Source organism: Bosea sp. PAMC 26642, from assembly GCF_001562255.1.
In the GTDB taxonomy this organism is placed as follows: domain Bacteria; phylum Pseudomonadota; class Alphaproteobacteria; order Rhizobiales; family Beijerinckiaceae; genus Allobosea.
In genome coordinates this window covers 451,742-473,745 of record NZ_CP014301.1, presented here as the reverse complement: position 1 = coordinate 473,745, position 22,004 = coordinate 451,742, and the positions used below count along the sequence as shown (strand labels likewise).

Annotated in this window: 26 protein-coding genes; 2 read left to right on the top strand and 24 right to left on the bottom strand. The window is 66.7% G+C overall.

Going from position 1 to position 22,004, the window contains the following annotated elements:
- Window positions 1–4 precede the first annotated feature (4 nt).
- From ntrB to AXW83_RS02140, 13 genes are all read right to left on the bottom strand, one after another.
- Window positions 5–913, bottom strand: coding sequence for a nitrate ABC transporter permease (gene ntrB, locus AXW83_RS02200; RefSeq protein WP_082767436.1), 909 nt, complete (start codon window positions 911–913; stop codon window positions 5–7).
- A 38-nt stretch (window positions 914–951) separates the two neighbouring features.
- The gene (locus AXW83_RS02195; protein ID WP_066610241.1) at window positions 952–3,660 is read right to left on the bottom strand and encodes a nitrate reductase; all 2,709 of its coding nucleotides are present in this window, start codon (window positions 3,658–3,660) and stop codon (window positions 952–954) included.
- A 1-nt stretch (window position 3,661) separates the two neighbouring features.
- Window positions 3,662–4,888: an NAD(P)/FAD-dependent oxidoreductase gene (locus tag AXW83_RS02190; RefSeq protein ID WP_066610236.1), complete on the bottom strand. Its 1,227-nt coding sequence runs from the start codon at window positions 4,886–4,888 to the stop codon at window positions 3,662–3,664.
- Window positions 4,889–4,892: 4 nt separating this feature from the next.
- Window positions 4,893–6,206, bottom strand: a complete 1,314-nt coding sequence (locus tag AXW83_RS02185) for a CmpA/NrtA family ABC transporter substrate-binding protein (RefSeq protein WP_066610234.1) — start codon at window positions 6,204–6,206, stop codon at window positions 4,893–4,895.
- Window positions 6,207–6,508: 302 nt separating this feature from the next.
- Complete coding sequence (locus tag AXW83_RS02180) at window positions 6,509–7,555, bottom strand: CmpA/NrtA family ABC transporter substrate-binding protein (protein WP_066610232.1); 1,047 nt, start codon at window positions 7,553–7,555, stop codon at window positions 6,509–6,511.
- Window positions 7,552–8,136, bottom strand: a complete 585-nt coding sequence (locus AXW83_RS02175; RefSeq protein ID WP_066610229.1) for an ANTAR domain-containing response regulator — start codon at window positions 8,134–8,136, stop codon at window positions 7,552–7,554. Before AXW83_RS02175 ends, AXW83_RS02180 begins: the two co-directional genes overlap by 4 nt.
- A 44-nt stretch (window positions 8,137–8,180) precedes the next feature.
- Window positions 8,181–8,759, bottom strand: coding sequence for a HupE/UreJ family protein (locus tag AXW83_RS02170; RefSeq protein ID WP_066610228.1), 579 nt, complete (start codon window positions 8,757–8,759; stop codon window positions 8,181–8,183).
- Between the two features lie 28 nt (window positions 8,760–8,787).
- Window positions 8,788–9,420, bottom strand: a complete 633-nt coding sequence (gene ureG / locus AXW83_RS02165) for an urease accessory protein UreG (protein ID WP_066610227.1) — start codon at window positions 9,418–9,420, stop codon at window positions 8,788–8,790.
- Entirely contained in the window at window positions 9,417–10,094 is a 678-nt protein-coding gene (locus tag AXW83_RS02160; protein ID WP_066610226.1) for an urease accessory protein UreF, read from the bottom strand. The genes ureG and AXW83_RS02160 overlap by 4 nt, the downstream gene beginning before the upstream one ends.
- Window positions 10,095–10,103: 9 nt before the next feature.
- Window positions 10,104–10,751 carry an urease accessory protein UreE gene (locus AXW83_RS02155; protein ID WP_066610224.1) on the bottom strand — a complete coding sequence of 216 codons (648 nt, stop codon included), beginning with the start codon at window positions 10,749–10,751 and terminating at the stop codon, window positions 10,104–10,106.
- Window positions 10,752–10,779: 28 nt separating this feature from the next.
- A complete protein-coding gene (locus tag AXW83_RS02150; RefSeq protein WP_066610223.1) occupies window positions 10,780–11,088 on the bottom strand; it encodes a putative quinol monooxygenase in 309 nt (102 codons plus the stop codon).
- Window positions 11,089–11,226: 138 nt separating this feature from the next.
- Complete coding sequence (locus tag AXW83_RS02145; protein WP_066610220.1) at window positions 11,227–11,682, bottom strand: hypothetical protein; 456 nt, start codon at window positions 11,680–11,682, stop codon at window positions 11,227–11,229.
- A gap of 83 nt (window positions 11,683–11,765) precedes the next feature.
- On the bottom strand, window positions 11,766–12,185 hold the full coding sequence (locus AXW83_RS02140) for a winged helix-turn-helix transcriptional regulator (RefSeq protein WP_066610217.1): 420 nt from the start codon (window positions 12,183–12,185) through the stop codon (window positions 11,766–11,768).
- A gap of 76 nt (window positions 12,186–12,261) precedes the next feature.
- Here AXW83_RS02140 and AXW83_RS02135 point away from each other — a divergent pair, with 76 nt between their 5' ends.
- Window positions 12,262–12,885 (top strand): FMN-dependent NADH-azoreductase, encoded by a 624-nt coding sequence (locus AXW83_RS02135; RefSeq protein WP_066610215.1) that lies wholly within the window; start codon window positions 12,262–12,264, stop codon window positions 12,883–12,885.
- 25 nt (window positions 12,886–12,910) lie between these two features.
- Here AXW83_RS02135 and AXW83_RS02130 read toward each other — a convergent pair whose 3' ends face one another.
- The 11 genes from AXW83_RS02130 to AXW83_RS02085 all read right to left on the bottom strand — a co-directional run bounded on the left by AXW83_RS02130 (window position 12,911) and on the right by AXW83_RS02085 (window position 20,240).
- A complete protein-coding gene (locus tag AXW83_RS02130) occupies window positions 12,911–13,168 on the bottom strand; it encodes a GSU2403 family nucleotidyltransferase fold protein (RefSeq protein ID WP_066610213.1) in 258 nt (85 codons plus the stop codon).
- Between the two features lie 49 nt (window positions 13,169–13,217).
- Entirely contained in the window at window positions 13,218–14,954 is a 1,737-nt protein-coding gene (gene ureC, locus AXW83_RS02125) for an urease subunit alpha (protein ID WP_066610212.1), read from the bottom strand.
- A gap of 8 nt (window positions 14,955–14,962) precedes the next feature.
- Window positions 14,963–15,361, bottom strand: a complete 399-nt coding sequence (locus tag AXW83_RS02120) for a PIN domain-containing protein (protein ID WP_066610211.1) — start codon at window positions 15,359–15,361, stop codon at window positions 14,963–14,965.
- Complete coding sequence (locus tag AXW83_RS02115) at window positions 15,358–15,645, bottom strand: AbrB/MazE/SpoVT family DNA-binding domain-containing protein (RefSeq protein ID WP_066610210.1); 288 nt, start codon at window positions 15,643–15,645, stop codon at window positions 15,358–15,360. The genes AXW83_RS02120 and AXW83_RS02115 overlap by 4 nt, the downstream gene beginning before the upstream one ends.
- A 58-nt stretch (window positions 15,646–15,703) precedes the next feature.
- The gene (locus AXW83_RS02110) at window positions 15,704–16,324 is read right to left on the bottom strand and encodes an urease subunit gamma (protein WP_066610208.1); all 621 of its coding nucleotides are present in this window, start codon (window positions 16,322–16,324) and stop codon (window positions 15,704–15,706) included.
- Entirely contained in the window at window positions 16,321–16,653 is a 333-nt protein-coding gene (locus tag AXW83_RS02105; protein ID WP_066610206.1) for a hypothetical protein, read from the bottom strand. The genes AXW83_RS02110 and AXW83_RS02105 overlap by 4 nt, the downstream gene beginning before the upstream one ends.
- Before the next feature lie 10 nt (window positions 16,654–16,663).
- Window positions 16,664–17,518: an urease accessory protein UreD gene (locus tag AXW83_RS02100; RefSeq protein ID WP_066610204.1), complete on the bottom strand. Its 855-nt coding sequence runs from the start codon at window positions 17,516–17,518 to the stop codon at window positions 16,664–16,666.
- A 98-nt stretch (window positions 17,519–17,616) separates the two neighbouring features.
- Window positions 17,617–18,510, bottom strand: coding sequence for a PfkB family carbohydrate kinase (locus tag AXW83_RS02095; protein WP_066610202.1), 894 nt, complete (start codon window positions 18,508–18,510; stop codon window positions 17,617–17,619).
- A gap of 4 nt (window positions 18,511–18,514) precedes the next feature.
- Window positions 18,515–19,564, bottom strand: a complete 1,050-nt coding sequence (locus tag AXW83_RS02090) for an aldose epimerase family protein (RefSeq protein ID WP_066619665.1) — start codon at window positions 19,562–19,564, stop codon at window positions 18,515–18,517.
- A gap of 14 nt (window positions 19,565–19,578) precedes the next feature.
- The gene (locus AXW83_RS26900; protein WP_156639704.1) at window positions 19,579–19,743 is read right to left on the bottom strand and encodes a hypothetical protein; all 165 of its coding nucleotides are present in this window, start codon (window positions 19,741–19,743) and stop codon (window positions 19,579–19,581) included.
- Window positions 19,744–19,790: 47 nt separating this feature from the next.
- A complete protein-coding gene (locus AXW83_RS02085) occupies window positions 19,791–20,240 on the bottom strand; it encodes a VOC family protein (protein WP_066610196.1) in 450 nt (149 codons plus the stop codon).
- A 94-nt stretch (window positions 20,241–20,334) separates the two neighbouring features.
- On the opposite strand from AXW83_RS02085, the gene AXW83_RS02080 reads away from it, so the two are divergent.
- Window positions 20,335–21,768 carry a cation diffusion facilitator family transporter gene (locus AXW83_RS02080; RefSeq protein ID WP_082766896.1) on the top strand — a complete coding sequence of 478 codons (1,434 nt, stop codon included), beginning with the start codon at window positions 20,335–20,337 and terminating at the stop codon, window positions 21,766–21,768.
- Window positions 21,769–22,004 lie beyond the last annotated feature (236 nt).

Genomic DNA, 22,004 nt, shown 5'->3' with positions numbered 1-22,004 from the left:
CTCCTCAGTTGGTGATGGTGCCGCGGGTGACGATGGTGCCGACGAAGGCGACGAGACGGTCGAGCACGAAGCCCACCACGCCGATGTAGACGAGCGCCACGATGATGTCGGACAGGCGCGAGGAATTCCACGCATCCCAGATGAAGAAGCCGATGCCGACGCCACCGGTCAGCATCTCGGCCGCGACGATGGCGAGCCAGGACAGGCCGACGCCGATACGCAGGCCGGTGAAGATGTAGGGCGCGGCCGAAGGCACCATGATCTTGTAGAAGAACTCGACCTGGTTCAGCCGCAGCACCTGCGCGACATTGCGATAGTCCTGCGGGATGTTGCGGATGCCCACCGCCGTGTTGATGATCACCGGCCAGATCGCGGTGATGAAGATCACGAAAATCGCCGAGGGCTGGCTGTCCCGGAAGGCCGCGAGGGCCAGTGGCAACCAAGCCAGCGGCGGCACGGTGCGCAGCACCTGGAAGACGGGGTCGAGCCCGCGCATCGCCCAGACCGATTGGCCCACCAGCGTGCCCAGCAGGACGCCGACGATCGCCGCGAGGCTGAAGCCGATGGCGACGCGCTGCAGCGAGACAAGGATGCGCCAGCCGAGACCGATATCCTGAGAGCCGTTCCAGAAGAACGGCTCGGTGATCAGGTCCCTGGCTTCGGCCCAGATCTTGGTCGGCGTCGGCAGCGAGGATTGCGGGCCATGCGCGGCGAGCTGCCAGAACAGCAGGATCAGCGCGACGGTGATCAGCGGCGGCACGACGTTGACGAGCACCGCCCTCAGCCAGGAGGCGAGCCTGTCGCGCGACGGCTTGCCGGCAGCGGCCGGCAGCGACACCACCTTGGCCTCGACGCCCGGCAGGGCGACGATGTTCGCGCCCGTGGCCGCGTTCTTCAAGACAGCCTGACCCATCTCGACACTCCTCTGGTTGATCTGTTCAAAAGCGCTCGTCATGCCGCCACCGTCTCGCGCGACTGCGCGCCGATGCGCCGGATTTCCGGCAGGCATGACCCACAATTCGTGCCCGCCTTGAGTTGGCGGCCGATATCCTCGGGCGTCATCGCGCCACCGCCGGCGAAGGCTGCGCGGATGGCGTTGAGTCCGACGCCGAAGCAGGCGCAGACGGTCGGGCCGGGATCGGCGGCGCCGTCGAGCCTGCGGCCGGCCAGCAGAGCGAGCCGGTTCTCGGGCGCAGCGCCGGTCTCGGCGAAGGCGAGCTTGACCGTGTCCCAGAGCGGGGCGCGTCCGGCGGGCGCGACGAAGAGCGCTGCGAGCAGCACGCCGTTTCGAGTCGCTGCGCAGCGATAAACGCCGCCCTCGCGGTCGATCATCTCGGTCAGCCCGTCCTCGCCGAAGGCGGCGCGGACTTGGCCCATCAGGTCGTCGACCGTGGCGTCGGTGGCGAAAAGCCGGCCTTCGCCACCCTCGACCGCGACTTTCGCCCACCAGCTGCCGGCCGGCAGTGCGAAATTTTCGCGCGAGAGCACGAAGCCCTGTGCCGCATAGGCGACGGGCGCGATCGAAGACGGCGTCGCCTTCAACTCGGGCTGGCCGGAATACGGGTCGCAGGCGGGCTGGACGGCGGCCCCGACGCGCGCATGAGAGGCCGTCTCGGCCGACCAATGGATCGGCGCGAAGAGCGAACCGGGCTGCGCGCCGGGGTCGAACGCGACCTTGAGCACGACCGCGCCATGGGCATTCTCGACGCGGGCGAAGCCGCCATCGGTCAGGCCGAAGCGCGCGGCGTCGCGGGGATGTACGAGGACGCAGGGCTCGCTGACATGGGCCGAAAGCCGCGGGCTCAGCCCCGTGCGCGTCATCGTGTGCCAGTGGTCGCGGACCCGGCCGGTGTTGAGCAGCAGCGGCAATTCGTCGCTCGGCATGGCCGCGAGCGCCGGCACGGCCAGCGGCTGCATCCGGGCGCGGCCGTCCGCCGTGTAGAAGCTGCCATCGGCGAAGAGGCGCGGCGTGCCCTGCGGTCGGCCCGCCGGCACCGGCCATTGCACCGGCTTCAGCACGTCATAGGCGCGGCGGGACAGGTTCGCGTGGCCGCCGATGTCGAAATCGCGCGTGCCGTCGTTTTCGAAGGCGGAAAGCGCGGCATGCTCGGCGTAGATCTGCGAGGCGTCGGTATAGGCAAAGGCCTCGCCGAAGCCGAGGCGCCTTGCGACCTCGCAGACGATCCACCAATCGGGCCTGACCTCGCCCGGCAGCGGCAGAAAAGCGCGCTGGCGCGAGATGCGTCGCTCGGAATTGGTGACCGTGCCGTCCTTCTCGCCCCAGGCGGCGGCGGGCAGGATCAGATGCGGGCCGGCCGCCAACGTGTCGTTGGAGAGCACGTTCTCGGAGACGACGAAGAGTTCGAGGCCTTTGAGCGCAGCGGCGACATGGTCGGCGCGCGGCAGCGAGACGGCGGGGTTGGTCGCCATGACCCAGAGCGCCTTGATGCTTTTTTCCGCCACAGCGTCGAGCATGGCGACGGCTTTCAGTCCCTCGCTCTGCGCCATGTTCGGCGCCTTCCAGAAGCGGCGGACGCGGTCGATCTCGGACGTGGAATAGCCCATATGGGCGGCCAGCATGTTGGCGAGCCCCCCGACCTCGCGGCCGCCCATGGCGTTGGGCTGGCCGGTCAGCGAGAACGGCCCGCCGCCGGGCCGGCCGATGCGGCCGGTGGCGAGGTGGCAATGCAGGATCGCGGCGACCTTGTCCGTGCCCTGGGCCGACTGGTTGACGCCCTGGCTCCAGGCGGTGACGACAGCCGGCGTGCCGGCCCAGAGCGTGTAGAAAGCGGCGAGATCGGCCTCGCTCAGGCCGGTGCGCGCTGCGACCGAGGCGAGATCGGGCGAGATCTCCCGCGCATTTGCCAGCACCTCGTCGAAGCCAGCGGTGTGGCGCGCGAGATAGGTGGCATCGGTCAGGCCGTGATCGGCGAGATGCACCAGCAGGCCGGCGAACAGGACGCTGTCGGAGCCGGGCTTCAGCGCCAGGACCATGTCGGCATCTTCCGCCGTCGCGGTGACGCGCGGGTCGATGACCACCACTTTCGCGCCGCGCTCACTGCGGTTCTGCTGGATGCGCCGGAACAGGACCGGGTGGCACCAGGCGGTGTTTGACCCGACCAGCACGATCAGGTCGGCGCTGTCGAGATCCTCGTAATTGCCGGGCACGGTGTCGGAGCCGAGCACGCGCTTGTGGCCGGCGACCGTGGACGACATGCACAGCCGCGAATTGGTGTCCACATGGGCTGAGCCGATGAAGCCCTTCATCAGCTTGTTGGCAACGTAGTAGTCTTCGGTCAGCAGCTGGCCGGAGAGATAGAAGGCCACGGCTTCCGGGCCGTTCTCCGCGATGATCGACTTCAGGCCGCTGGCGACGACATCGAGCGCCGCATCCCAGCTCACACGGTCGTAGCCGCCCGCCGCGTTGCGCATCATCGGATGCAGAACGCGCTTGCCGAGTCCAAGCGTCTCGCCGAGCGCCGAACCTTTGGAGCAGAGCCGGCCGAGATTGGCGGGATGGGCCGGGTCGCCCGCAATGGCGGCGCCGCCCTTGCCGTCGGGCGTGGCGAGCACGCCGCAGCCGACGCCGCAATAGGGGCAGGTCGTGCGGACGCCTGCGTCGGGAATGCCGGGGCCGGGGCTGGCGTGGTCGACGCGCATGTCAGGCGGCCTCCCTTACAAGGCCGCTTGCACAATAGGGCTCGCCAAAGGGCAGGTCGGCGCGGATCGCCGTGATGTCTTGGCCGGAGCGGATCAGCCCGAGATAAAACAGCGCGCCCTTGGTGTCGCCGACCAGGACGCAGCCCGCGAGCCTGCCCTCGCGCAGGACGAATTTGCGATAGATGCCGGCCGTGCGGTCGCTCAGCAGGACGGTCTCGGCGCCCTCGCCCGCCTCGAACTCGCCGGCCGAGAAAACGCCGACACCGCTGACCTTGAGATTGGTCGCGAGCAGCGAGCCGGCATAGACGGCCGCCTTTCCGGCCAGCCGCGTCGCCAGCACGCGCGCCTGCTCATAGGCCGGCTCGACCAGGCCGTAGACGCTGCCGCGATGCTCGGCGCATTCGCCGATGGCGAAGATGTTCGCATCGTCGCTGCCCATGCCATCATCGACGACGATGCCGCGATTGACCGTCAGGCCAGCCGCCTTGGCCAGATCGGTGTTGGGGCGCACGCCGATGGCGATGACGACGAGGTCGGCGGGGATGATCGTGCCGTCCTCAAGCTCGACGCCCTCAACCTTGTCAGTCCCCACGAAACCTTTGGTCGCGGCGTTGAGGCGCACATTGATGCCGCGGGCGCTGATCGCCGAGGCCAGCAGGGCCGCGCCCTCGGCGTCGAGCTGCCTCTCCATCAGCCGGTCGACGAGATGCAGCAGCGTCACCTCACCGCCGGCCCGCGACAGGCCATAGGCGGCTTCCAGTCCAAGTAGTCCGCCGCCGATGACGACGATGCGGGCGCCGCGCTGCGCATAACTCCGCATCATGCCGACATCGGCAGTGTCGCGGAAGGTCGCGACGCCGGGCAGGTCGCCGCCGGGGAAAGGCGGCTTCAGCGGTTTCGAGCCGGTCGCCAGCACGAGCTTGCCATAAGGGAGGCTCAAGCCGTCCTCCAGCGTCACGGTCTTCGCCGCACGGTCGATGCCGGCCACGGAGCGGCCGTAGATCGTCGAAACACCGCGCGCCCGCCACCAGGCGGCCGGCTTGAGCTCGATGTCGGTCTCCGCAATCTCGCCCGCCAGCAGGGGCGAGAGCAGCACCCGGTTATAGGCAAGCCGGTCCTCAGCCCCGATCACCGCGATAGAATAGCGCCCGAGCGCGCGCTGGCTGAGTTCGTCGACCAGCCGCGTCGCGGCCATTCCCTTGCCCACGATGATCAGCGGCTCGGCCATCGGATCAGGCGACCCGCTTGATCTTGAGGGCCTTCAGGTAGTCCATCGGCGCCGCCGGATCGAACTTCACGCCGTCGAAGAAGGTCTCGACGCCGCGCGAATCACCGGTCGGAGCGCCGGCCACGCCGAGCGTCTTGGCCGCCTCACGCCAGAGATCGGCGCGGTTGGTCTTGTCGACCAGCGCCTTGATGTCGATCGTCGGCTCGAACTTGCCCCAGCGGATATTCTCGGTGACGAACCAGGTGTCGAGGCTCTTCCAGGGATAGGATGAGGAACCGCCCTCGCTCCAGAACTTCATCTGGAGATTGGTGCCCTTCACCTCGCGGCCGTTACCGTAGTTGATATCGCCCTGCAGGCGCTTGTTGATGTCGGTGACCGGCACGTTGAACCACTGCCTCCGGCCGACGATCTCCGACAGTTCCTGCCTGTTTTCCATCTTGTCGGCCCAGATCTGGGCCTCCATCACCGCCATCAGGATGGCCTGCGTCGCCTTCGGGTTCGCATCGACGAAGTCGGCTCGCATTCCGAGTATCTTTTCGGGATGGCGGGACCAGAGCTCTCCCGTCGTCAGCGCCGTATAGCCGATGTTCTGGTTGACGAGCTGCTCGTTCCAGGGCTCGCCGACGCAGAAGCAGTCCATCGTGCCGACCTTCATGTTCGCCACCATCTGCGGCGGCGGCACGGTGATGACCTTGATGTCGGTATCGGGGTCGATGCCGCCGGCAGCGAGCCAGTAGCGGATCCAGAGGTCGTGGGTGCCGCCCGGGAAGGTCATCGCGGCGGTGAGTTCCTTGCCGGCCGCCTTCTTGCGCTCAAAGGCCTGCTTCAGCGGCGAGGAATCCTTCTGGACGTTGAGGTCCTTGTATTCGTTGGAGACCGAGATCGCCTGCCCGTCCTCGTTGAGGTTGAGCAGGGTGTACATCGGCAGCGGCTGGCTGTTCTGCATCACCTTGCCGGTGGTGTAGAGATGCGTCTTCGGACGCAGGATGTGGCCGCCATCGATGCCGTTGGATTTGAAGCCGAGCGCCATGTTGTCGCGCGTCGCACCCCAGGAGGCCTGCTTGGCGATGTCCATGTCGGGCACGCCATGCTTGGCATAAAAGCCCTTCTCCTTGGCGATGATCAGAGGAGCGGCGTCCGTCAGCGCGATGTAGCCGAGGCGCGTGCCCTTGACCTCGGGCCCGGCGCTCTGCGCGAACGCTCCCGACGGCAAGGCGAGCCGGGCAGCACTCAGCAGGGCGGCGGTCCCCGACAGCTGCAGGAGGCGACGGCGGCTCGTGCCGGAGGACTTGGCCTTGGTCTCGATTGTCTGCGTCATCGAAAAGCCTCTTGCTCAGGTTGACATGCGTGTCGGGCCAGCCTCCGAAACCAAAAAACGCCGCGCGAAATGCGCCCAAGGGGCACCTTTCGACAGCGGCGTTGCTGTGCATTCCGGTTCGGAGGATGGCGCGGGCAGCGTTGGCCGCGTTGCGCACTTCCATACAAGGATCGTGCCAAGTCCCGGCAGGGACGGCTTTCCTTGAATTACAATAGTTTAGCTATGTTCCCATCCGGCCCGCCGTTCATGCCGCGCCGCACAATTCAAGCGCAGTCGCACAAAAAAAGCGCAACAGGCAGGCATCAGCCGCTGCTGCCTTCAAACAAGGCAGGCCGATAGATCGCCCTGCCGAGTTCGCTCATCTCCGGCGTGCGGACGGTCTGGCCGGCGTGCGCCATGCCGGCCAAGATCCAATCGGCATGGCTCGGATCGGGTCGCAGCGCAGCCCGGTCGAAGCGGATGAAGCGCTCGACCTGACGAGGCGGGCGGCCCGCCCCCTGAAGGAGACTGAAGCGCAGCACCGGCTCGAGGATGTCGACCGGCAGCGCCAGCCTGTCGGGCGCCGAGAGATGCCGGGCGAAGCCCGGGATATTCGCCGGGTCGCAGGCCCAGTCGCTGGCGCGCAGAATCGCGGCGTTGAGCCTGGAGACCGCTTCGGCCCGCCGCTCGGCATCGTCGGCGCGCCAGGCCAGCACCTTGTCGGGACAATCCCGGCGCAGATCGACGCCGCATAGCACCATCGCGCCAATGCCTGCCGACACCGCCGCCGCGTTCCAGGGCGCGCCGGCGCAGAAGCCATCGACCCGGCCGCTGGTCAGCGCCGCCACCGTCTGTGGCGGCGGCACGACCTCAAAACGCACATCCTCGCCGAGCTCGATCCCGCCCTTGGCCATCCATTCGCGGAGCAGATAGGTGTGGCTGGAAAAGCCGAACACCGCCGCGAAGGTCAAAGGCGGCAGGCCCGACGCCTTGCGGCGCGCGACCATGGCGGCCAAAGCCCTCGCCGAGACAGCCGGGTCGGCCATGTCGCCATCGGCCAGCCGCGCCATTTCCTCGTATCGGCGCACCGAGACGGTGATCGCGCTGCCGTCGAGATTGAGCGCGATCGGCACGGCCATCGGCGCCCTGACGCCGCCGATGCCCAGCGTGGCGGCGATCGCGGCAGGCCCCAGCATATGGGCTGCATCGAGCAGGCGGACATTGAGCTTGTCGCGCAGGTTCGACCAGGAGACCTCACGCACCAGTTCGAGGCTGAGCCCTTCCTGCTCGGCGAAACCCTCGTCCTTCGCAAGAACGACCAGCGCGCAATCGACCAGCGGCATGAAGCCGACGCGGAGATGCAGGGTCATTTCAGCACCTCGAAAGCCGTGATGATGGAGCGGGCGATATCGACGAGCTTGCGCTTCTCGTTCATGGCGCTGCGGCGCAGCAGAGCATAGGCCTCCTCCTCGGAGAGCGATTTCATCCGCATGATGATGCCCTTGGCGCGATCGACGAGCTTGCGCTCCTCAAGCTGGGAGCGGGCCTCGTCGAGTTCCTCGCGCAGCCTGCGGAAGGCGTTGAAGCGGCTGATGCAGGTCTGCAGGATCGGCTGCATACGCTCCTTCTTCAGCCCATCGACGATGTAGGCCGAGACCCCGGCCTCGACGGCGGCCTCGATCGAGGCGGAGTCCGACTGGTCGACGAACATGGTGATCGGCCGCTTCACATGGCGGCTGACCAGGAACATGTCGGCCAGCGCATCGCGGCTGGGATCTTCGAGGTCGATCACGACGACGTCGGGGTCATGCGTCTCGATCGCGGCGACGAGCCCGTTGGTGGCGCCGATGCGCACGAGATCGGTGAAGCCGGCCTCGCGCAGGCCCTCGTCGATGATGGCCGCGCGCACCGGGTTGGCATCGACGATCAGGATTTTCAGGTCCGACCTCATCGGTGACGGCCCATCGGCCTTTCGCAGCGAAGGACGAGTGCGCCTCAGCCCGCCAGCAGCGCGACGCCGGCCAGCACCAGCCCGCCACCAGCGACGCGCGCGACCAGCGGCGCTCGCGCCGCCAGCGTGCCGGCCAGTGCCAGGCCGACGCCGTGCAGAGCCGCCGTCGACAGCACGAAGCCGAGCGCGTAGGCGAGACTGCTCGCGCCTTCGGGCAATTCCGCGCCATGGGCATAGCCGTGGAAGATCGCGAAGAGGGCACAGGCGGCCGTGCCCGCTGCCAGCGGCGGCGTGGCCTTCAGCGCGATGGCGAGGCCGAGGATGACGACAGAGGCGGCGATGCCGATCTCGACGCCGGGAAGGCTGGCGCCCGACATGCCCCAGAGGCCGGCGACGACCATCATGGCGACGAAGGCGAGCGGGTAGGCCACGCGCGCCCTGCCCCCGACCAGCCCGGCCCAGAGGCCGACGGCGACCATGGCGAGGAGATGATCGGGCCCCGTCAGCGGGTGCATCAACCCCGCACTGAGGCCGTGCACGGCACCGACGCCGGTATGCGCCAAGGCCGGCCCGGCGACGCCCGAAAGCGCCAGAACCAGACCCGTGATCGTCTTCGTCCGCATCGTGATCGTCCTTCTCGTCCCGATTTCGTCACGCGGCCGGCGCCGCCCTGAGCCCGCCCGCAGTCTCGATGAAGTCCACCACCACGTCGATCCCCTCGCCCGCCCGGGTGTTGGTGAAGACGAAGGGCCGCTTGCCGCGCATGGTGCGCGAATCCCGGTCCATGACTGCAAGATCCGCGCCTACATGCGGTGCGAGATCGGTCTTGTTGATGACGAGCAGGTCCGAGCGCGTGATGCCGGGCCCGCCCTTACGCGGGATCTTTTCGCCCGCCGCGACGTCGATGACGTAGATCGTGAGATCCGCGAGTTCCGGCGAGAAGGTCGCGGCGAGGTTGTCGCCGCCGGATTCGATCAGGATGATGTCGAGGTTCGGGAATTTTCCGCGCATCTCCTCGACGGCGGCGAGGTTGATCGAGCAGTCCTCGCGGATCGCCGTGTGCGGGCAGCCGCCGGTCTCGACGCCCATGATGCGCTCCTGCGGAAGCGCGCCGGCGACCGTCAGAAGGCGCGCATCCTCCTTGGTGTAGATGTCGTTGGTGATGGCGCAGAGGTCGTATGTGTCGCGCATTCGCTTGCAGAGCACCTCCATCAGCGCGGTCTTGCCGGAGCCGACGGGGCCGCCGATGCCGACGCGGAGCGGGCCGTGGGGAGAGCGTGTCATGAGCGGAACAGCCTCGAATACTGGGTTTCGTGTCTGAGCGATGCGAGATCGGAGCGCAAAGTGCAGCTTCCGAGATCGTCGAGTGAGGCGGCTTCCGCACCTGCCGCCGCTCCATGCAAGGCCGGCACCAATCCGGCCGTGATCCGCTGCCCGTCGGTCTGGCCGATGATGCCGAGCCTGACCGACGCGGAGACGAGGTTGGCCACGAAGGCGAGCCCATACGCCTCCAGCGCCGGGCGCAGCGGGATGTCGTGGCCGGCGCTCGCGACCGCCACCGCGACGGGATAGGCGACGTCCTGCGACCAAGCCGCGCTCAACATGGCGAAGGCCTCGCAGGGCCAGGCGGCGCGGCCGGCGACGACGAAAGCGTTGCCCTGCGTGACGGTCTCCAGCCGCCGCTCGGCGGAATTGGCGAGCGCGAGCGCCAGTTCGGCCGCTTCCCCGAGCGCGGCCGCGTCGCCTGCCTTTGCGGCACGGAAGGCCGTGGCGAACAGGATCAGGTCATTGCGCAGCGAGCCCTGCTCGACGAGCGCGCCCAGCCAGTCACTAAGGGTCGGGGCGTCGTGCAGATCGCCGACCTCATAGGCCCATTCCAGCCCGTGGGAATAGGCGAAGGCGCCAACCGGGAAGGACGGCGACAGCCAGACCATGAGCGGCAGATGCGGGCTCGACATCGCCCGGCGTCAATGATCGTGGACGTGGCTCTTGTGACCATGAGCGTGGCCGTGTGCATGTTCATGATCGTGCTTGTGACCGTGGTCATGGTCGTGCTTGGCGTGATCATGTTTGGCATGGTCGTGGTGACCATGGTCATGCCCGCAGCCGCAGGCGGCTTCATGGGCATGGTCGTGACCGGAATGGTCATGGCCCGCGTGGTCGTGACCGGCATGATCATGCCCATGGTCGTAGGCGCCGCGCTCGGGCTGGAACGGGCGCATAACCGCGCTCATGGCGCAGCCCTGGCCGCGGACCATCTCCGCCAGCACATGGTCGTTCTCGATGTAGAGCGCGTCCGCCGTGATCTCGGCGGGGGTGTGGCGGTTGCCGATATGCCAGGCCAGACGCATCAGCCGCAGCGGGTTATCAGCCCGAATTTCGAGCAGGCTCTGCGGCGCTGCCCTGACGAGCACGAGGCGGCCATCCTCGAGCCTGACGGCGTCGCCGTCGTTGAGGCCGGTCGGCTTGTCGAGATCGAGCAGAATGTCGAGCCCACCATCGCCTTTCAAGGCGAGGCGGCGGCGGGTGCGGTCCTCATGATCGAGCGTCAGCGTCTCGACGACGCGGTCGGCCTTGACCGCAGCCTTGCGAACGACGGAGGTGGCACGCAGCATGATGGAAAACCCGTTGTTGGACGATGGATCAGAGGCGATCGACCGATCGCGGCTCGATCACTTCGACCACCGCAGGGCGCTCGACGCAAGCCCCCGCGATCTCGGCAAAGGCGAGGCGGTGGGGTTTGCGCAGATGCGCATCGACATGCTCGCGCTGCTCCCAACTCTGCAGGAATACGAAATGCCCGGCCTGCGTGACGCTCTCATGCATGTCGTAGGCGATGCAGCCATGCTCCCTGCGGGTCGCGCTGATGCAGTCGCGCGCCGCGGCGATGAAAAGCGTGCGGGCCTCGGCGCGAACCTGGGTTCGCGCGATGACGATGACCGGATCGGACATTCGGCCTGACCTCCTAGGTTCTGGCGCGTTGATCGCCGATTACCGAGGAGATCCGCTCCTGGATGCAAGGCCGCGTTTACTGGGTGAATCGCCGGTTAACACGAGCGCCGACCATTGGCCCAGTGCCGATCGGTGGGCTCAGATGCGCTTGCGCGAATACCCATAGAGCAGAGCGAGGCCGATCCCGAAGGCACCGCCGATCAGAAGGCCGTTCAACAGGCCGAGAGCCGCGAAATTGGCGAAGAGCGGGCGGCCCCGGAGACCCGGTACAAGCAGCCAGTTGCCGATCACCGTGGGGCCGATGATCCCGAAGATGAGGCCCTTGAGCCAGAACTCGCTGCCCGGGATGTGCGGCCAGATGGCTGCGAACAGCATGCCCCAGAGCCCGCCCCAGAACATCTGGCTGAGCAGCGAGGGCACACCAAGCGGCGGAACCGGAATGAACAACCAGGGCCCCGTCGGCAACAGGCCGAGAAGATGCAGGATCATGACCATGCCCTGATGAAAGATCACGACGGAAATCGCCCCGGCCAGAAAACCGATCAGCAGGTTCTTGGGCGCAATGCCGGGTTCGGATGATGTTTGCAGGGTCATAGGGGGTAGCTTTCGACAAGCATTGATCGCGGAGGGAGACTGGCATGGCCAGAGAGGCGCCGCAATCGACGCCTACCGCTCGCTTAGCGGCCCATTCCTTCAGGCAACCTGATCTTGTCGGCCTCCCGGACGAGCGCGGCAGCGCGCCGATCGAAAATCTCCTGCGACTTGCGGATTTCGCCGCGATGTTCGAACGCCCAGAGGCCGAGCGCATGGACCGGCTCCCAAAGCGAGCGGCCAAGATCGGTGAGTTCGTAATCGACGCGCGGCGGAATCGTCGGGAAGACGGTGCGGCTGACAAGGCCGTCGCGCTCCAGACCCCGCAGGGTCAGGGTCAGCATCCGCTGCGAGATGCCGTCGACCTGGCGCTTGATGTCGTTGAAGCGACGCGGCCCGTTGCCGAGCAGGCGCACGATCAGGACGCTCCATTTGTCGCCGACGCGGGCGAGAACCGGCGCCACCGAACGGCAGTCCTCGGTCACATGGATGTGCCTCTGTTCCAAAAAAGTGCCTCCTTGTCGCTAGTTAGGCAGGATCGTACTTAGCCTCGGTATCAAACATATACCACGGAGGCTTCTCATGAAACTGCTTCATCTCGATTCCAGCATCCTCTCTGAAAATTCGGTCAGCCGCGAGGTTTCGGCCGCGATCGTGGCGCGCCTGCGCCAGACCGATCCCGGCCTCGACGTGACCTATCGTGACCTCGCCGCCGATCCCGTTCCGCATCTCTCGGGCGCCTATCTGGCCGCCGCGTCCGGAGCGCCCGGCATGGAGGACTTTCGCAGCGAGATCGCAACCGGCGCCGCAATCATGGACGAGTTCCTCGCGGCCGATATCGTCGTGATCGGCGCGCCGATGTATAATTTCTCGATCCCGACGCAGCTCAAGGCCTGGATCGACCGTATCGCGGTTGCCGGCAAAACCTTCCGCTATACCGAGAAGGGTCCTGAAGGACTGGCAGGCGGGAAGCGTCTGATCGTCGCCATCTCGCGCGGCAACAATTATTCGGCCGGCGCACCCGCCGCTCCGAACGACTTCCAGCAGCCCTATCTGCGCGCCGTCTTCAGTTTCCTCGGCGTCACCGATATCGAATTCATAACGGCGGAGGGCATCGCCTTCGGGCCGGAGCAGCGCAAGGCGGCGCTGGCGGGCGCGCGCGAAGCGGCTGCCGTGCTGAAGGCACCGCTGGCGCAGGCTGCGTAAGCTGCAGTTCAGTGCTCCACCCTGCTCAGGGCAGGGCTTCGATCTGCGAGAGAGAGCGCTCGATCGGGCGGGCCCAGCCATCCCGCCCCATCGCACGCGCTTCGTCCAGCGCGTCGTCCAGCGCAAACGGGGCAGCCTGACGCAGAGCCGTCAGCAAGGCAGCGGCCTGAGCCAGATCCTTGCGGCTCTTGGCGAGTTCATGCGCGCCCCGCTTCTGGGCAAGAATGAGCTTGTGAACGGCAAAGCGCGCCGGACGTGGCAACGCGACCGGGATGCGCTGCATGGATCTTAGTAGCACAGATTGATGTTTGTGCTGCTAAGTCTACACGCGTTCAGAACAGGAAATACCTCTGCGCCAGCGGCAATTCCCGCGCCGGTTCGCAGACCAGCAATTCGCCGTCGGCCACCACCGCATAGGTCTCAGGGTCGATCTGGATGTCGGGCGTGGCGTCGTTGTGGATCATGCTCTTCTTGGAGATGCCGCCGCGCGTGTTCTCGACCGCGACCATCTCCTTTTCCGTGCCCAGCCGGTTGCGCAGGCCGTTCGCCATCGCCGCCTGCGAGACGAAGACCAGCGATGTCGAGGTCACGGCCTTGCCGAAGGCGCCGAACATAGGGCGGTAATGCACCGGCTGCGGCGTCGGGATCGAGGCGTTGGGGTCGCCCATCGGGGCGGCCGCGATCATGCCGCCCTTGATGATCAGATCCGGCTTGGTCGCGAAGAACGCTGGCGACCACATCACAAGGTCGGCGAGCTTCCCCACCTCGACCGACCCGATATGGCGGGAGATGCCATGCGAGATCGCCGGGTTGATCGTGTATTTCGCGACATAGCGTTTTGCGCGGAAATTGTCGGCGCCGGTACCGATGTCCTCTGCGAGAGCGCCGCGCTGCACCTTCATCTTGTGGGCGGTCTGCCAGGTGCGGGTGATGACCTCGCCGATGCGGCCCATCGCCTGGCTGTCGGACGACATCATCGAGAGCGCGCCGAGATCGTGCAGGATGTCCTCGGCCGCGATCGTTTCCTTGCGGATGCGGCTCTCGGCGAAGGCGAGATCCTCGGGGATCGTGGGCGACAGATGATGGCAGACCATCAGCATGTCGAGATGTTCGTCCAGCGTATTGACCGTGAAGGGCCGCGTCGGATTGGTCGATGAAGGCAGCACATTGGAGAGCCCTGCGACCTTCATGATATCGGGCGCATGGCCGCCGCCGGCGCCTTCGGTGTGGAAGGCGTGGATAGTCCGGCCTTTGAACGCCGCGATCGTGTCCTCGACGAACCCGCTCTCGTTCAGCGTATCCGTGTGGATCATCACCTGGATATCGTAATCGTCCGCAACCGATAGGCAGTTGTCGATCGCAGCGGGAGTCGTGCCCCAATCCTCGTGCAGCTTGAGCGCGCAGGCGCCGGCCTCGACCATCTCGACCAGCGCGCCAGGCAGCGCGGCATTGCCCTTGCCGGCGAAGGCGAGGTTCATCGGGAAGGCGTCGGCGGCCTTGATCATCTGGCCGAGATGCCAGGGACCCGGCGTGCAGGTCGTCGCCAGCGTACCATGGGCGGGGCCGGTGCCGCCGCCGAGCATGGTGGTCAGCCCGCTCATCAGCGCGTCCTCGATCTGCTGCGGACAGATGTAATGGATGTGGCTGTCGAAACCACCGGCCGTGATGATCTTGCCCTCAGCCGCGATGACCTCGGTGCCGGGGCCGACGATGATGGTCTCGGCGGGGTCGAAATTGCCGAAGCCGGCCTGGATGTCGGGGTTGCCGGCCTTGCCGATGGCGCAGATGCGGCCCGCGCGGATGCCGATATCGGCCTTGACGATGCCCCAATGGTCGAGGATCAGCGCGTTGGTGATGACGGTGTCGACCGCGCCGTCGGCGTTCCTGACCTGGCTCTGGCCCATGCCGTCGCGGATGACCTTGCCGCCGCCGAACTTCACCTCCTCGCCATAGGTGGTGAAATCCCGCTCGACCTTGATGAGAAGCTCGGTGTCGCCGAGCCGCACCGTGTCGCCGGTAGTGGGGCCGAACATCGCGGCATAGGCATTGCGGGGGTAAGGGAAGGGCATGGCTGATCCTACAGTGCAGCTGGTCTGAAGCCGGCCTCAAAGGGGGCCCCACTATCGAACGTCCAAGTCGCGCGGCAGTCTGCCCGCTGATTCAAAAAGCCGATAAGCGCGTCGGAAAATCCATATTTCCCCACCTTCGCCAAAGACAATGCCGCGATGACTTCGTCCCGGCCCTGAATGACATAGGGCGATCCACTCAACAGGCTCTCAAGCGCCGCGTGCAGATATTCCGGCTTTCCCTTGAAACGAGTCCGAATGGTCCAAACGACCTCCATCAGCACAACAAGGTTGATGTAGCCGGCCCTTGCGGGCGTCAATTTTTCAAGCAACTCCCGGGCCATCGGAGATTGGATCGGGTCGTCGTCAAGCAGGACCCGCAGCAGAATGTTCGCATCGAGGCCAATCACGCCGCACGGGGCTTTCGGCGCTTCGACTTGGTTGCCTCGTCATCCGCCACGATCTGGGCGCCGATCGCGTCGTCGTCGCTTTCATAGGCCGGATCCGGGGTCAAATGCGCCAGCAACCCGAAGATCGCCGACGCCGGCAAGTTGCGGGGCCTGAGACAAACTCTTCCATCGTGTGTGTGATAAAATTCAACGGCATCGCCCTCTTCCAACTTCCACTCCCGTCTCAATTCGACGGGCAGCGTCAACTGGCCCTTAGAGCTGATCTTGACCTCGTAGCTCGCCATTCCAACCACCCTCCACATTCCAACTTATGCCAAAATGTAAGGAAAAACTACCGCGCCCTTACAGCTTTCCCATCACCTCCTGGCGGAAGCCATAGACCTCGCGCTTGCCCGCCAGCGCTACCAGGCGCACCTCCCGGGTCTGGCCGGGCTCGAAGCGCACGGCCGTTCCGGCGGGTATGTCGAGGCGGAAGCCGCGCGCCTTGTCGCGCTCGAAGGCGAGCGCCGGATTGGCTTCGTAGAAATGGTAATGCGAGCCGATCTGGATCGGCCGGTCGCCGGTGTTGGCGACGGTCAGGCTCAGGCTTTCGCGGCCCTCGTTCATGATCAGGTCGCCGGGCAGCGTCGTGACCTCGCCGGGCCTCATCGCATCGGCGGCGCCACGGATCGGCTCGTGCACGGTGACGAGTTTCGTGCCGTCGGGAAAGGTCGCCTCGACCTGAACGTCGTGGATCAGCGCAGCGATGCCGTCCATCACCTGATCGGCACCGACGACATGGGCGCCGGCCTCCATCAGGTCGGCGACGGACCTGCCGTCGCGCGCACCCTCGACGACGAAGTCGGTGATCAGCGCGACGGCTTCCGGATAGTTCAGCTTGACGCCGCGCTCGAGTCTGCGCCGCGCCACCATGGCAGCCATGGCGACGAGCAGCTTGTCCTTTTCGCGCGGCGTCAGATTCATGCGTGCACCTTCTTCTCTTCGTTCTCGGCGGTCTCGTCTTCCGAGACCTCCTCCTCGCCGTCCTCGTCGCCTTCGTCTTCCTCGTCCTCGTCTTCCTCGTCTTCGTCGAGTTCGGCGTATTCATAGGCGAAGACGATCTCGCCGGTGGCGGGATCGAAGGTGGCAGAGGTCGAATCGTCGAAGGCCTCGATCAGCATCTCGGCATCGTCAGCGCCATCGACGTCGAAGCGGCGCACCGCCTCATCGCCCTCGCCGCCGAGCACGAGCTCGATCGCCCAGCCCCGCGCGCCGGTATCATAGATGCATTTCAGACCCTGGATCGCCAGCATGATGCTCTCCTCAAGTTGACCAGGTGCGCGGCAGCGCACGGCCGGTCACTTGCACCAGCAGCGTGACGAGGGCGCGACGCAGGGCCTGGGCATCGACCGAGAGCATGCGGATGACGAGGAGGTCGGCGACGATGCCGGCGCCGGCCTCGACGTCGGCGAAGGCGTCCTGCGCCAGCAGGGTTCGCAGGTCGTCGCAGGAGGCAAGGTGACGCGGTCCGGCCGCGACGATCGTCGCCGCAGCACGTGAGCCGGCCCCAATCGCAGGGCGCGCGAGGTGGGCTGCGATGGCGCCTTCCAGCCGCATATCGTCGGCGAAGATGAGCCGGCCGGCGCGGCGAATGCGCCAGCGATCGCGCAACGAGCCGCGCAGCATCGTCTCGCCCATGGCGGCGCGGCCGAAGAAGACGGATTCGCAACCGATCAGTTCAGAATCCGGAGCGAGATCGATCGTCAGGCTGCGCGACAGCCGGGCGCCCGAGAACAGGATGCTCTCCTGCGGAAGCCAGGCGAGCCTCGCGCTGGCCTCCACCGACAGCGTCGTCTGGATGCGGGTGTCGGAGCCCTGGCTGCGATAGATCTTCTCGGCGGCCTGCGTGGTGATGATCGCGTCGCTGCCGGGGCCGAGCGCCACTTCGACACGCATGGCGTCGCCGCCCGCCATGCCGCCGCCCGTGTTGATCAGCACCGCCTCGCTGGTGGCGTCGAAGGTCGTCGGGAAGCGGGCGCGATAGCCGCCGGACTCGGCGACGTCGAGCCGCTGCGTGCGAGCGCCTACGCGACCGAAGCGCAGCCTGACACCGCCCGCAGCCCTGACATAGGCGGGAAGAAGCGGATCACTGGCGGCCGGGACGGGCGGCGCAAACATGAAGGGTTCCGAAACGAAAAGGCCGCGCCAATGTTCCGCGCGACCGTTTGCCGGGCAAGAGGCTGGCCGGCTAAAGCTGCCTCAATTTCAGGCACACATCAACGGTTCGCTTCCAGGAAGGCTTCGATCTCCGGCCGCGTCGGCGCGCCGGCACGGCCGCCGAAGCGGGTACATTTGATCGCGGCCGCCGCCGAGGCGAAGCGGATCGCCTGGCGCTCGCCCTGCCCTTCCGCCAGCCCCAAAGCGAAGGCGCCGTGCCAGACGTCGCCCGCTCCGAGCGTGTCGACGGTCTCGACCTTGAAGGCCGGGATATGGGCGATCGTACCGTCCTCGACGAAGAGCACGCCCTCCTTGCCCAGGGTCACGGCGAGCCAGGTCGTCGCATCGCGCGAAACCTTCTGCAGCCCCAGGCGCGGATCGTCCTCGCCGGAGAGTTCCCGAAGCGCCTGCTGGCTGAAGGCGACGTGGCTCGCCATGCCGACGAGGTCGGGATGGGGCGGCTTGCGATCGGCATCGAGCACACCTGGGAGACCAGCAGAACGCGCCAGCGCGAGGGCAGCCAGAGCGCCCTCGCCCCAGCGTGTGTCGGCCAGAACCGCGCCAGCGCCTTCCGGCAATCGCTGCGGCAGCCAGTCCGTCGCCACCGGCATGTCGGGATCGGAATAGGAGATCACCATGCGCTCGCCTTCGGCATCGACGAGAATGGCCGATACCGGAGAGCGCAGGCCGGCGACACGGCGCGCGAAGGCGGTTTCGACGCCCTCGGCCGCGAGATCGGCAGCGATCTTGTCGCCGGTCAGGTCGTCCGCGAGCCGCGTCGCCAGCCAGCAACGGCTGCCGAGCCGGGCGATCGCGACGGAAGCGTTGCCGGCGCAGCCCCCGCCGACGACAACGAGGCCCTTCGAGCGATATTTCTCGCCGCGGGTCGGCATGGTCTCGACGCTGTAGACGTAATCGAGCGTGGCGATGCCAAGGCAGAAGACTCCGGCCATCGCCTTAACCGCCGAACCGGTATTCGCTGACCTGTCGGTAGACCTCGCCCGGCCGCAGCACCGTTGAGGGCATATGCGGCAGGTTAGGCGAGTCGGGAACGTGCTGCGGCTCCAGCGCGATGCCCGCGCACGCGCCGTAGCGTTCGCCGTCCAGGCCCGGCACGGGAATTTTCAGCTTGGCGCCGTCATAGACCTGCAGCGCCGGCTCGGTGGTCCAGAGCTGCATCGACAGGCCGCTGCGAGCCGAACGCAAGGTCGCGGCATGGGCGAGTTCGAGCCCCGCTGCGACGCTCGGCTCGCGCCGGTCGCGCCGCAGCATGAAGTTGTGGTCGTACCAGATGCGGGCGCCATCGGCTGCGTGTCGCCGGATCGGTCGGGGTTTGCGGAAGTCGAAGGGCGTGCCGGCAACATGGTCGAGTGCGCCGTCGGGGATCAGGTCGGCATCGACGGGTGTCGTGAGATTGGCGCGCAGTTCGAGTTCGTGGTCGAGGATGTCGGGCGCGTCGTCGAGGCGGAAATAGGAGTGATGCGCGAGGTTGACGATCGTGGCCGCGTCGGTCGTCGCCGAGAGTTCGATGCGCAAGGTCGCGTCACCGACGAGGCTGTAGCGACACCAGACCTGCAAGGTGCCGGGATAGCCAGCATCGCCGTCGGGCGAAACCAGCGCCAGCGTCACGCAGGCGGCATCGTGATGGACAATCGTCCAGGGCAGCTTGCTGAACCCGGCCTCGCCGCCATGCAGCGAGTGACGCCCGTCCTGGTTCAAGGGCGCCTGGTAATCCTTCCCGTCGAGCATGAATCGGCCATGGGCGATGCGGTTGGCATAGCGGCCGGCGATCGCGCCCATATGGGGCGAATGGGTCGGATAATCGGCAAGGTTGTCGAAGCCGAGCACGACACGCTGCGAACCGCCATCAGGCCGCGGCACGACGAGATCGCGCAGCACAGCGCCCCATTCCATGACCTTTGCCTCTGCGCCGGATGGCGAGCGCAGCGTGACCTCGTGGATGGGCGTGCCGTCGGCAAGCGTGCCGAGGAGGGATTTAGAGTTCACGGACAAAACGACTTTCAGGCCCCGTCACGGGCCGACACAGCTTCCCGGCGGGCTGCGAGTTCGGCCGAAACAGCAATGCCGATGGCCTCTTCTTCGGTGCAGCCATCCATCGCCGCCAATCTCGCGATCATGGCGAGAATGACGGGATCATCGACAAAGATGGGTTCTTCTGTCTGCACCGAGTCATCGTCTCACAAACCGATGGCTCGCGCCAGATGATCTCCCCTCACCACACCCCGGTGTTCGGCATGCTCAGCCACGGCTCGGCAGGCGCCTTCGGATCGCCCTTCTGGAGGATCTCGATCGAGATGTTGTCGGGGGAGCGGACGAAGGCCATGTTGCCGTCGCGCGGCGGGCGGTTGATGGTGACGCCAGCCTTCATCAGCTTGTCGCAGGTGGCGTAGATGTCGTCGACCTCATAGGCGAGGTGGCCGAAATTGCGGCCGCCGGTATAGACTTCCGGATCCCAGTTATAGGTCAGTTCAAGGGTCGGGCGGCCGCGGCTGCCCTGCTGCTTCACCGTCTCCTCGTCGTCGGGCGCCGCCAGGAAGACCAGCGTGAAGCGCCCCTTTTCACTTTCGATGCGGCGGGTTTCGACGAGTCCGAATTTGGTCACATAGAAATCCAGCGCGGCGTCGAGATCGGTGACACGCACCATGGTGTGGAGATATCGCATCGGGCAGGCTCCTGTTTCGGTTCCGGGCGGGTTGATCTCGCCTCTAGATCGGGCGACACCCGGCCCTTGCCAAGAGGGGCGAGGCGAGAGGTCCATGACAAGCACGCAGGACGACGGCGCGAGGTTGCCCCCGACTGCCCAGCAGATCGGCGCGATCAAACGGCGCGCCGCGATGCTGTCGGTGATGGCGACGATCCTGCTGACGGGCGCCAAGGGCGTGGCGGCGCTGCTTTCGGGCTCGCTGGCTCTGCTCACCGACGCGCTGCAGGGGCTGGTCGACATCGGCTCGACGCTGTTCACCTGGTTTGCGGTGCACGCCGCCGACAAGCCGGCCGACGACGAGCACCATTACGGCCATGGCAAGCTCGAATCGCTCGCGGCGCTGGTCGAGACCGCGATCCTGTTCACGCTGGCCGGCGCCATCCTTTGGGAAGCCGGCTCGCGGCTGTGGATGGGCATCATCGAGCATGTCGCGGTGACGCCGGTCGTCATCGGGGTGATGCTGCTCTCGATGACGGTCGATGCGCTGCGCTGGCGCTCGCTGGCGCGCGTCGCCAAGGAGACCGGCAGCGAGGCGCTGGCTGGCGAAGCAACGCATTTCTCGGCGGATTTCGTCGGCTCGGCCATGGTGCTCGCTGGCCTGATCGGGGTCTGGGCGGGCGTGCCGCGCGCCGACACTGTCGCCGCTTTCCTGATCGCCGCCTTCACCGCCTATTCGGCCTTCCGGCTCGGCCGGCGGACGATCGACACGCTGATGGACGCGGCACCCGAGGGGGTCGGCGAACGCCTGAACAAGGTGGCTGCGGCCGTGCCGGGCGTCGTCGCCGTCGATTGGATCCGGGTCCGGCCCGCCGGCGGCCGGACTTATGGCGAGATCGGCATCCGCGTTTCGCGCACCCTGCCGCTCGACCGCGTCGTCGCGATCAAGCAGGCCCTGCTCGACGCGGTTGAAAAGGAGCAGCCGGGCGCCGAGCTCACGGTCGCGGCCAACCCGATCCAGGTCGACGACGAGACGGCACTGGAGCGGGTGCTGCTGATCGCGCTCAAGATGAAGATCCCGGTGCATCACGTCACCGTCCATACGATCGGCGAGCGGCTCTCGGTCAGCCTTGATATGGAAGTGGACGCCCATCTGCCGCTCGGCGAGGCGCATGAGATCGCGACGCGCCTGGAGGCGGCGATCCGCGCCGAGTTCGGCGGCGAGACCGAGGTCGAGACCCATATCGAGCCGATGGAGACGGGCCAGCCGGCCGGACATAACGCCGCCTGGGAAACCGTCGAGGACATCGGCAAGGCGCTGGCGAGCGAAGCCGCGAGGCTGGGCGGGCCGATTCACGACATCCACAGCGTGCGCGTGCGCCAGACCGTCAACGGGCTCGTGGTGAACTACCACTGCCGTGTCGATCCCTCGCTGAACGTCGCGACCGTCCATGCGGCGGTCGATGCGATCGAGCGCGCCGTCCGGCTCGCCAGGCCGCAGGTCTGCCGGCTTGTGAGCCATGCCGAACCGATGCAGATGGACGGCTGACGGGCGTGCCGTCATTCCGGGCGACCGCAGGGCGACCCGGAATCCATGCCTGACCATTTCCGACAAGCGTTCCGGCATGGACTCCGGGTCTTCGCTCCGCTCCGCCCGGAATGACGGGGGTGTGTAAAAGAGCGGTGCCGATACGGCGACGTCGCGCGGGCTTCCAGGGACCCTGCGCGCGGGCTACACAAGCCTGCATCGCCATCATCGGCCCGACAATCGATTCCACAGGTTTC

Excerpts from the sequence above, each read along its gene's own strand:
- ntrB (WP_082767436.1), bottom strand. The coding sequence starts at position 913 with ATGGGTCAGGCTGTCTTGAAGAACGCGGCCACGGGCGCGAACATCGTC.
- AXW83_RS02195 (WP_066610241.1), bottom strand. The coding sequence starts at position 3,660 with ATGCGCGTCGACCACGCCAGCCCCGGCCCCGGCATTCCCGACGCAGGC.
- AXW83_RS02190 (WP_066610236.1), bottom strand. The coding sequence starts at position 4,888 with ATGGCCGAGCCGCTGATCATCGTGGGCAAGGGAATGGCCGCGACGCGG.
- AXW83_RS02185 (WP_066610234.1), bottom strand. The coding sequence starts at position 6,206 with ATGACGCAGACAATCGAGACCAAGGCCAAGTCCTCCGGCACGAGCCGC.
- AXW83_RS02180 (WP_066610232.1), bottom strand. The coding sequence starts at position 7,555 with ATGACCCTGCATCTCCGCGTCGGCTTCATGCCGCTGGTCGATTGCGCG.
- AXW83_RS02175 (WP_066610229.1), bottom strand. The coding sequence starts at position 8,136 with ATGAGGTCGGACCTGAAAATCCTGATCGTCGATGCCAACCCGGTGCGC.
- AXW83_RS02170 (WP_066610228.1), bottom strand. The coding sequence starts at position 8,759 with ATGCGGACGAAGACGATCACGGGTCTGGTTCTGGCGCTTTCGGGCGTC.
- ureG (WP_066610227.1), bottom strand. The coding sequence starts at position 9,420 with ATGACACGCTCTCCCCACGGCCCGCTCCGCGTCGGCATCGGCGGCCCC.
- AXW83_RS02160 (WP_066610226.1), bottom strand. The coding sequence starts at position 10,094 with ATGTCGAGCCCGCATCTGCCGCTCATGGTCTGGCTGTCGCCGTCCTTC.
- AXW83_RS02155 (WP_066610224.1), bottom strand. The coding sequence starts at position 10,751 with ATGCTGCGTGCCACCTCCGTCGTTCGCAAGGCTGCGGTCAAGGCCGAC.
- AXW83_RS02150 (WP_066610223.1), bottom strand. The coding sequence starts at position 11,088 with ATGTCCGATCCGGTCATCGTCATCGCGCGAACCCAGGTTCGCGCCGAG.
- AXW83_RS02145 (WP_066610220.1), bottom strand. The coding sequence starts at position 11,682 with ATGACCCTGCAAACATCATCCGAACCCGGCATTGCGCCCAAGAACCTG.
- AXW83_RS02135 (WP_066610215.1), top strand. The coding sequence starts at position 12,262 with ATGAAACTGCTTCATCTCGATTCCAGCATCCTCTCTGAAAATTCGGTC.
- AXW83_RS02130 (WP_066610213.1), bottom strand. The coding sequence starts at position 13,168 with ATGCAGCGCATCCCGGTCGCGTTGCCACGTCCGGCGCGCTTTGCCGTT.
- ureC (WP_066610212.1), bottom strand. The coding sequence starts at position 14,954 with ATGCCCTTCCCTTACCCCCGCAATGCCTATGCCGCGATGTTCGGCCCC.
- AXW83_RS02115 (WP_066610210.1), bottom strand. The coding sequence starts at position 15,645 with ATGGCGAGCTACGAGGTCAAGATCAGCTCTAAGGGCCAGTTGACGCTG.
- AXW83_RS02110 (WP_066610208.1), bottom strand. The coding sequence starts at position 16,324 with ATGAATCTGACGCCGCGCGAAAAGGACAAGCTGCTCGTCGCCATGGCT.
- AXW83_RS02105 (WP_066610206.1), bottom strand. The coding sequence starts at position 16,653 with ATGCTGGCGATCCAGGGTCTGAAATGCATCTATGATACCGGCGCGCGG.
- AXW83_RS02100 (WP_066610204.1), bottom strand. The coding sequence starts at position 17,518 with ATGTTTGCGCCGCCCGTCCCGGCCGCCAGTGATCCGCTTCTTCCCGCC.
- AXW83_RS02095 (WP_066610202.1), bottom strand. The coding sequence starts at position 18,510 with ATGGCCGGAGTCTTCTGCCTTGGCATCGCCACGCTCGATTACGTCTAC.
- AXW83_RS02085 (WP_066610196.1), bottom strand. The coding sequence starts at position 20,240 with ATGCGATATCTCCACACCATGGTGCGTGTCACCGATCTCGACGCCGCG.
- AXW83_RS02080 (WP_082766896.1), top strand. The coding sequence starts at position 20,335 with ATGACAAGCACGCAGGACGACGGCGCGAGGTTGCCCCCGACTGCCCAG.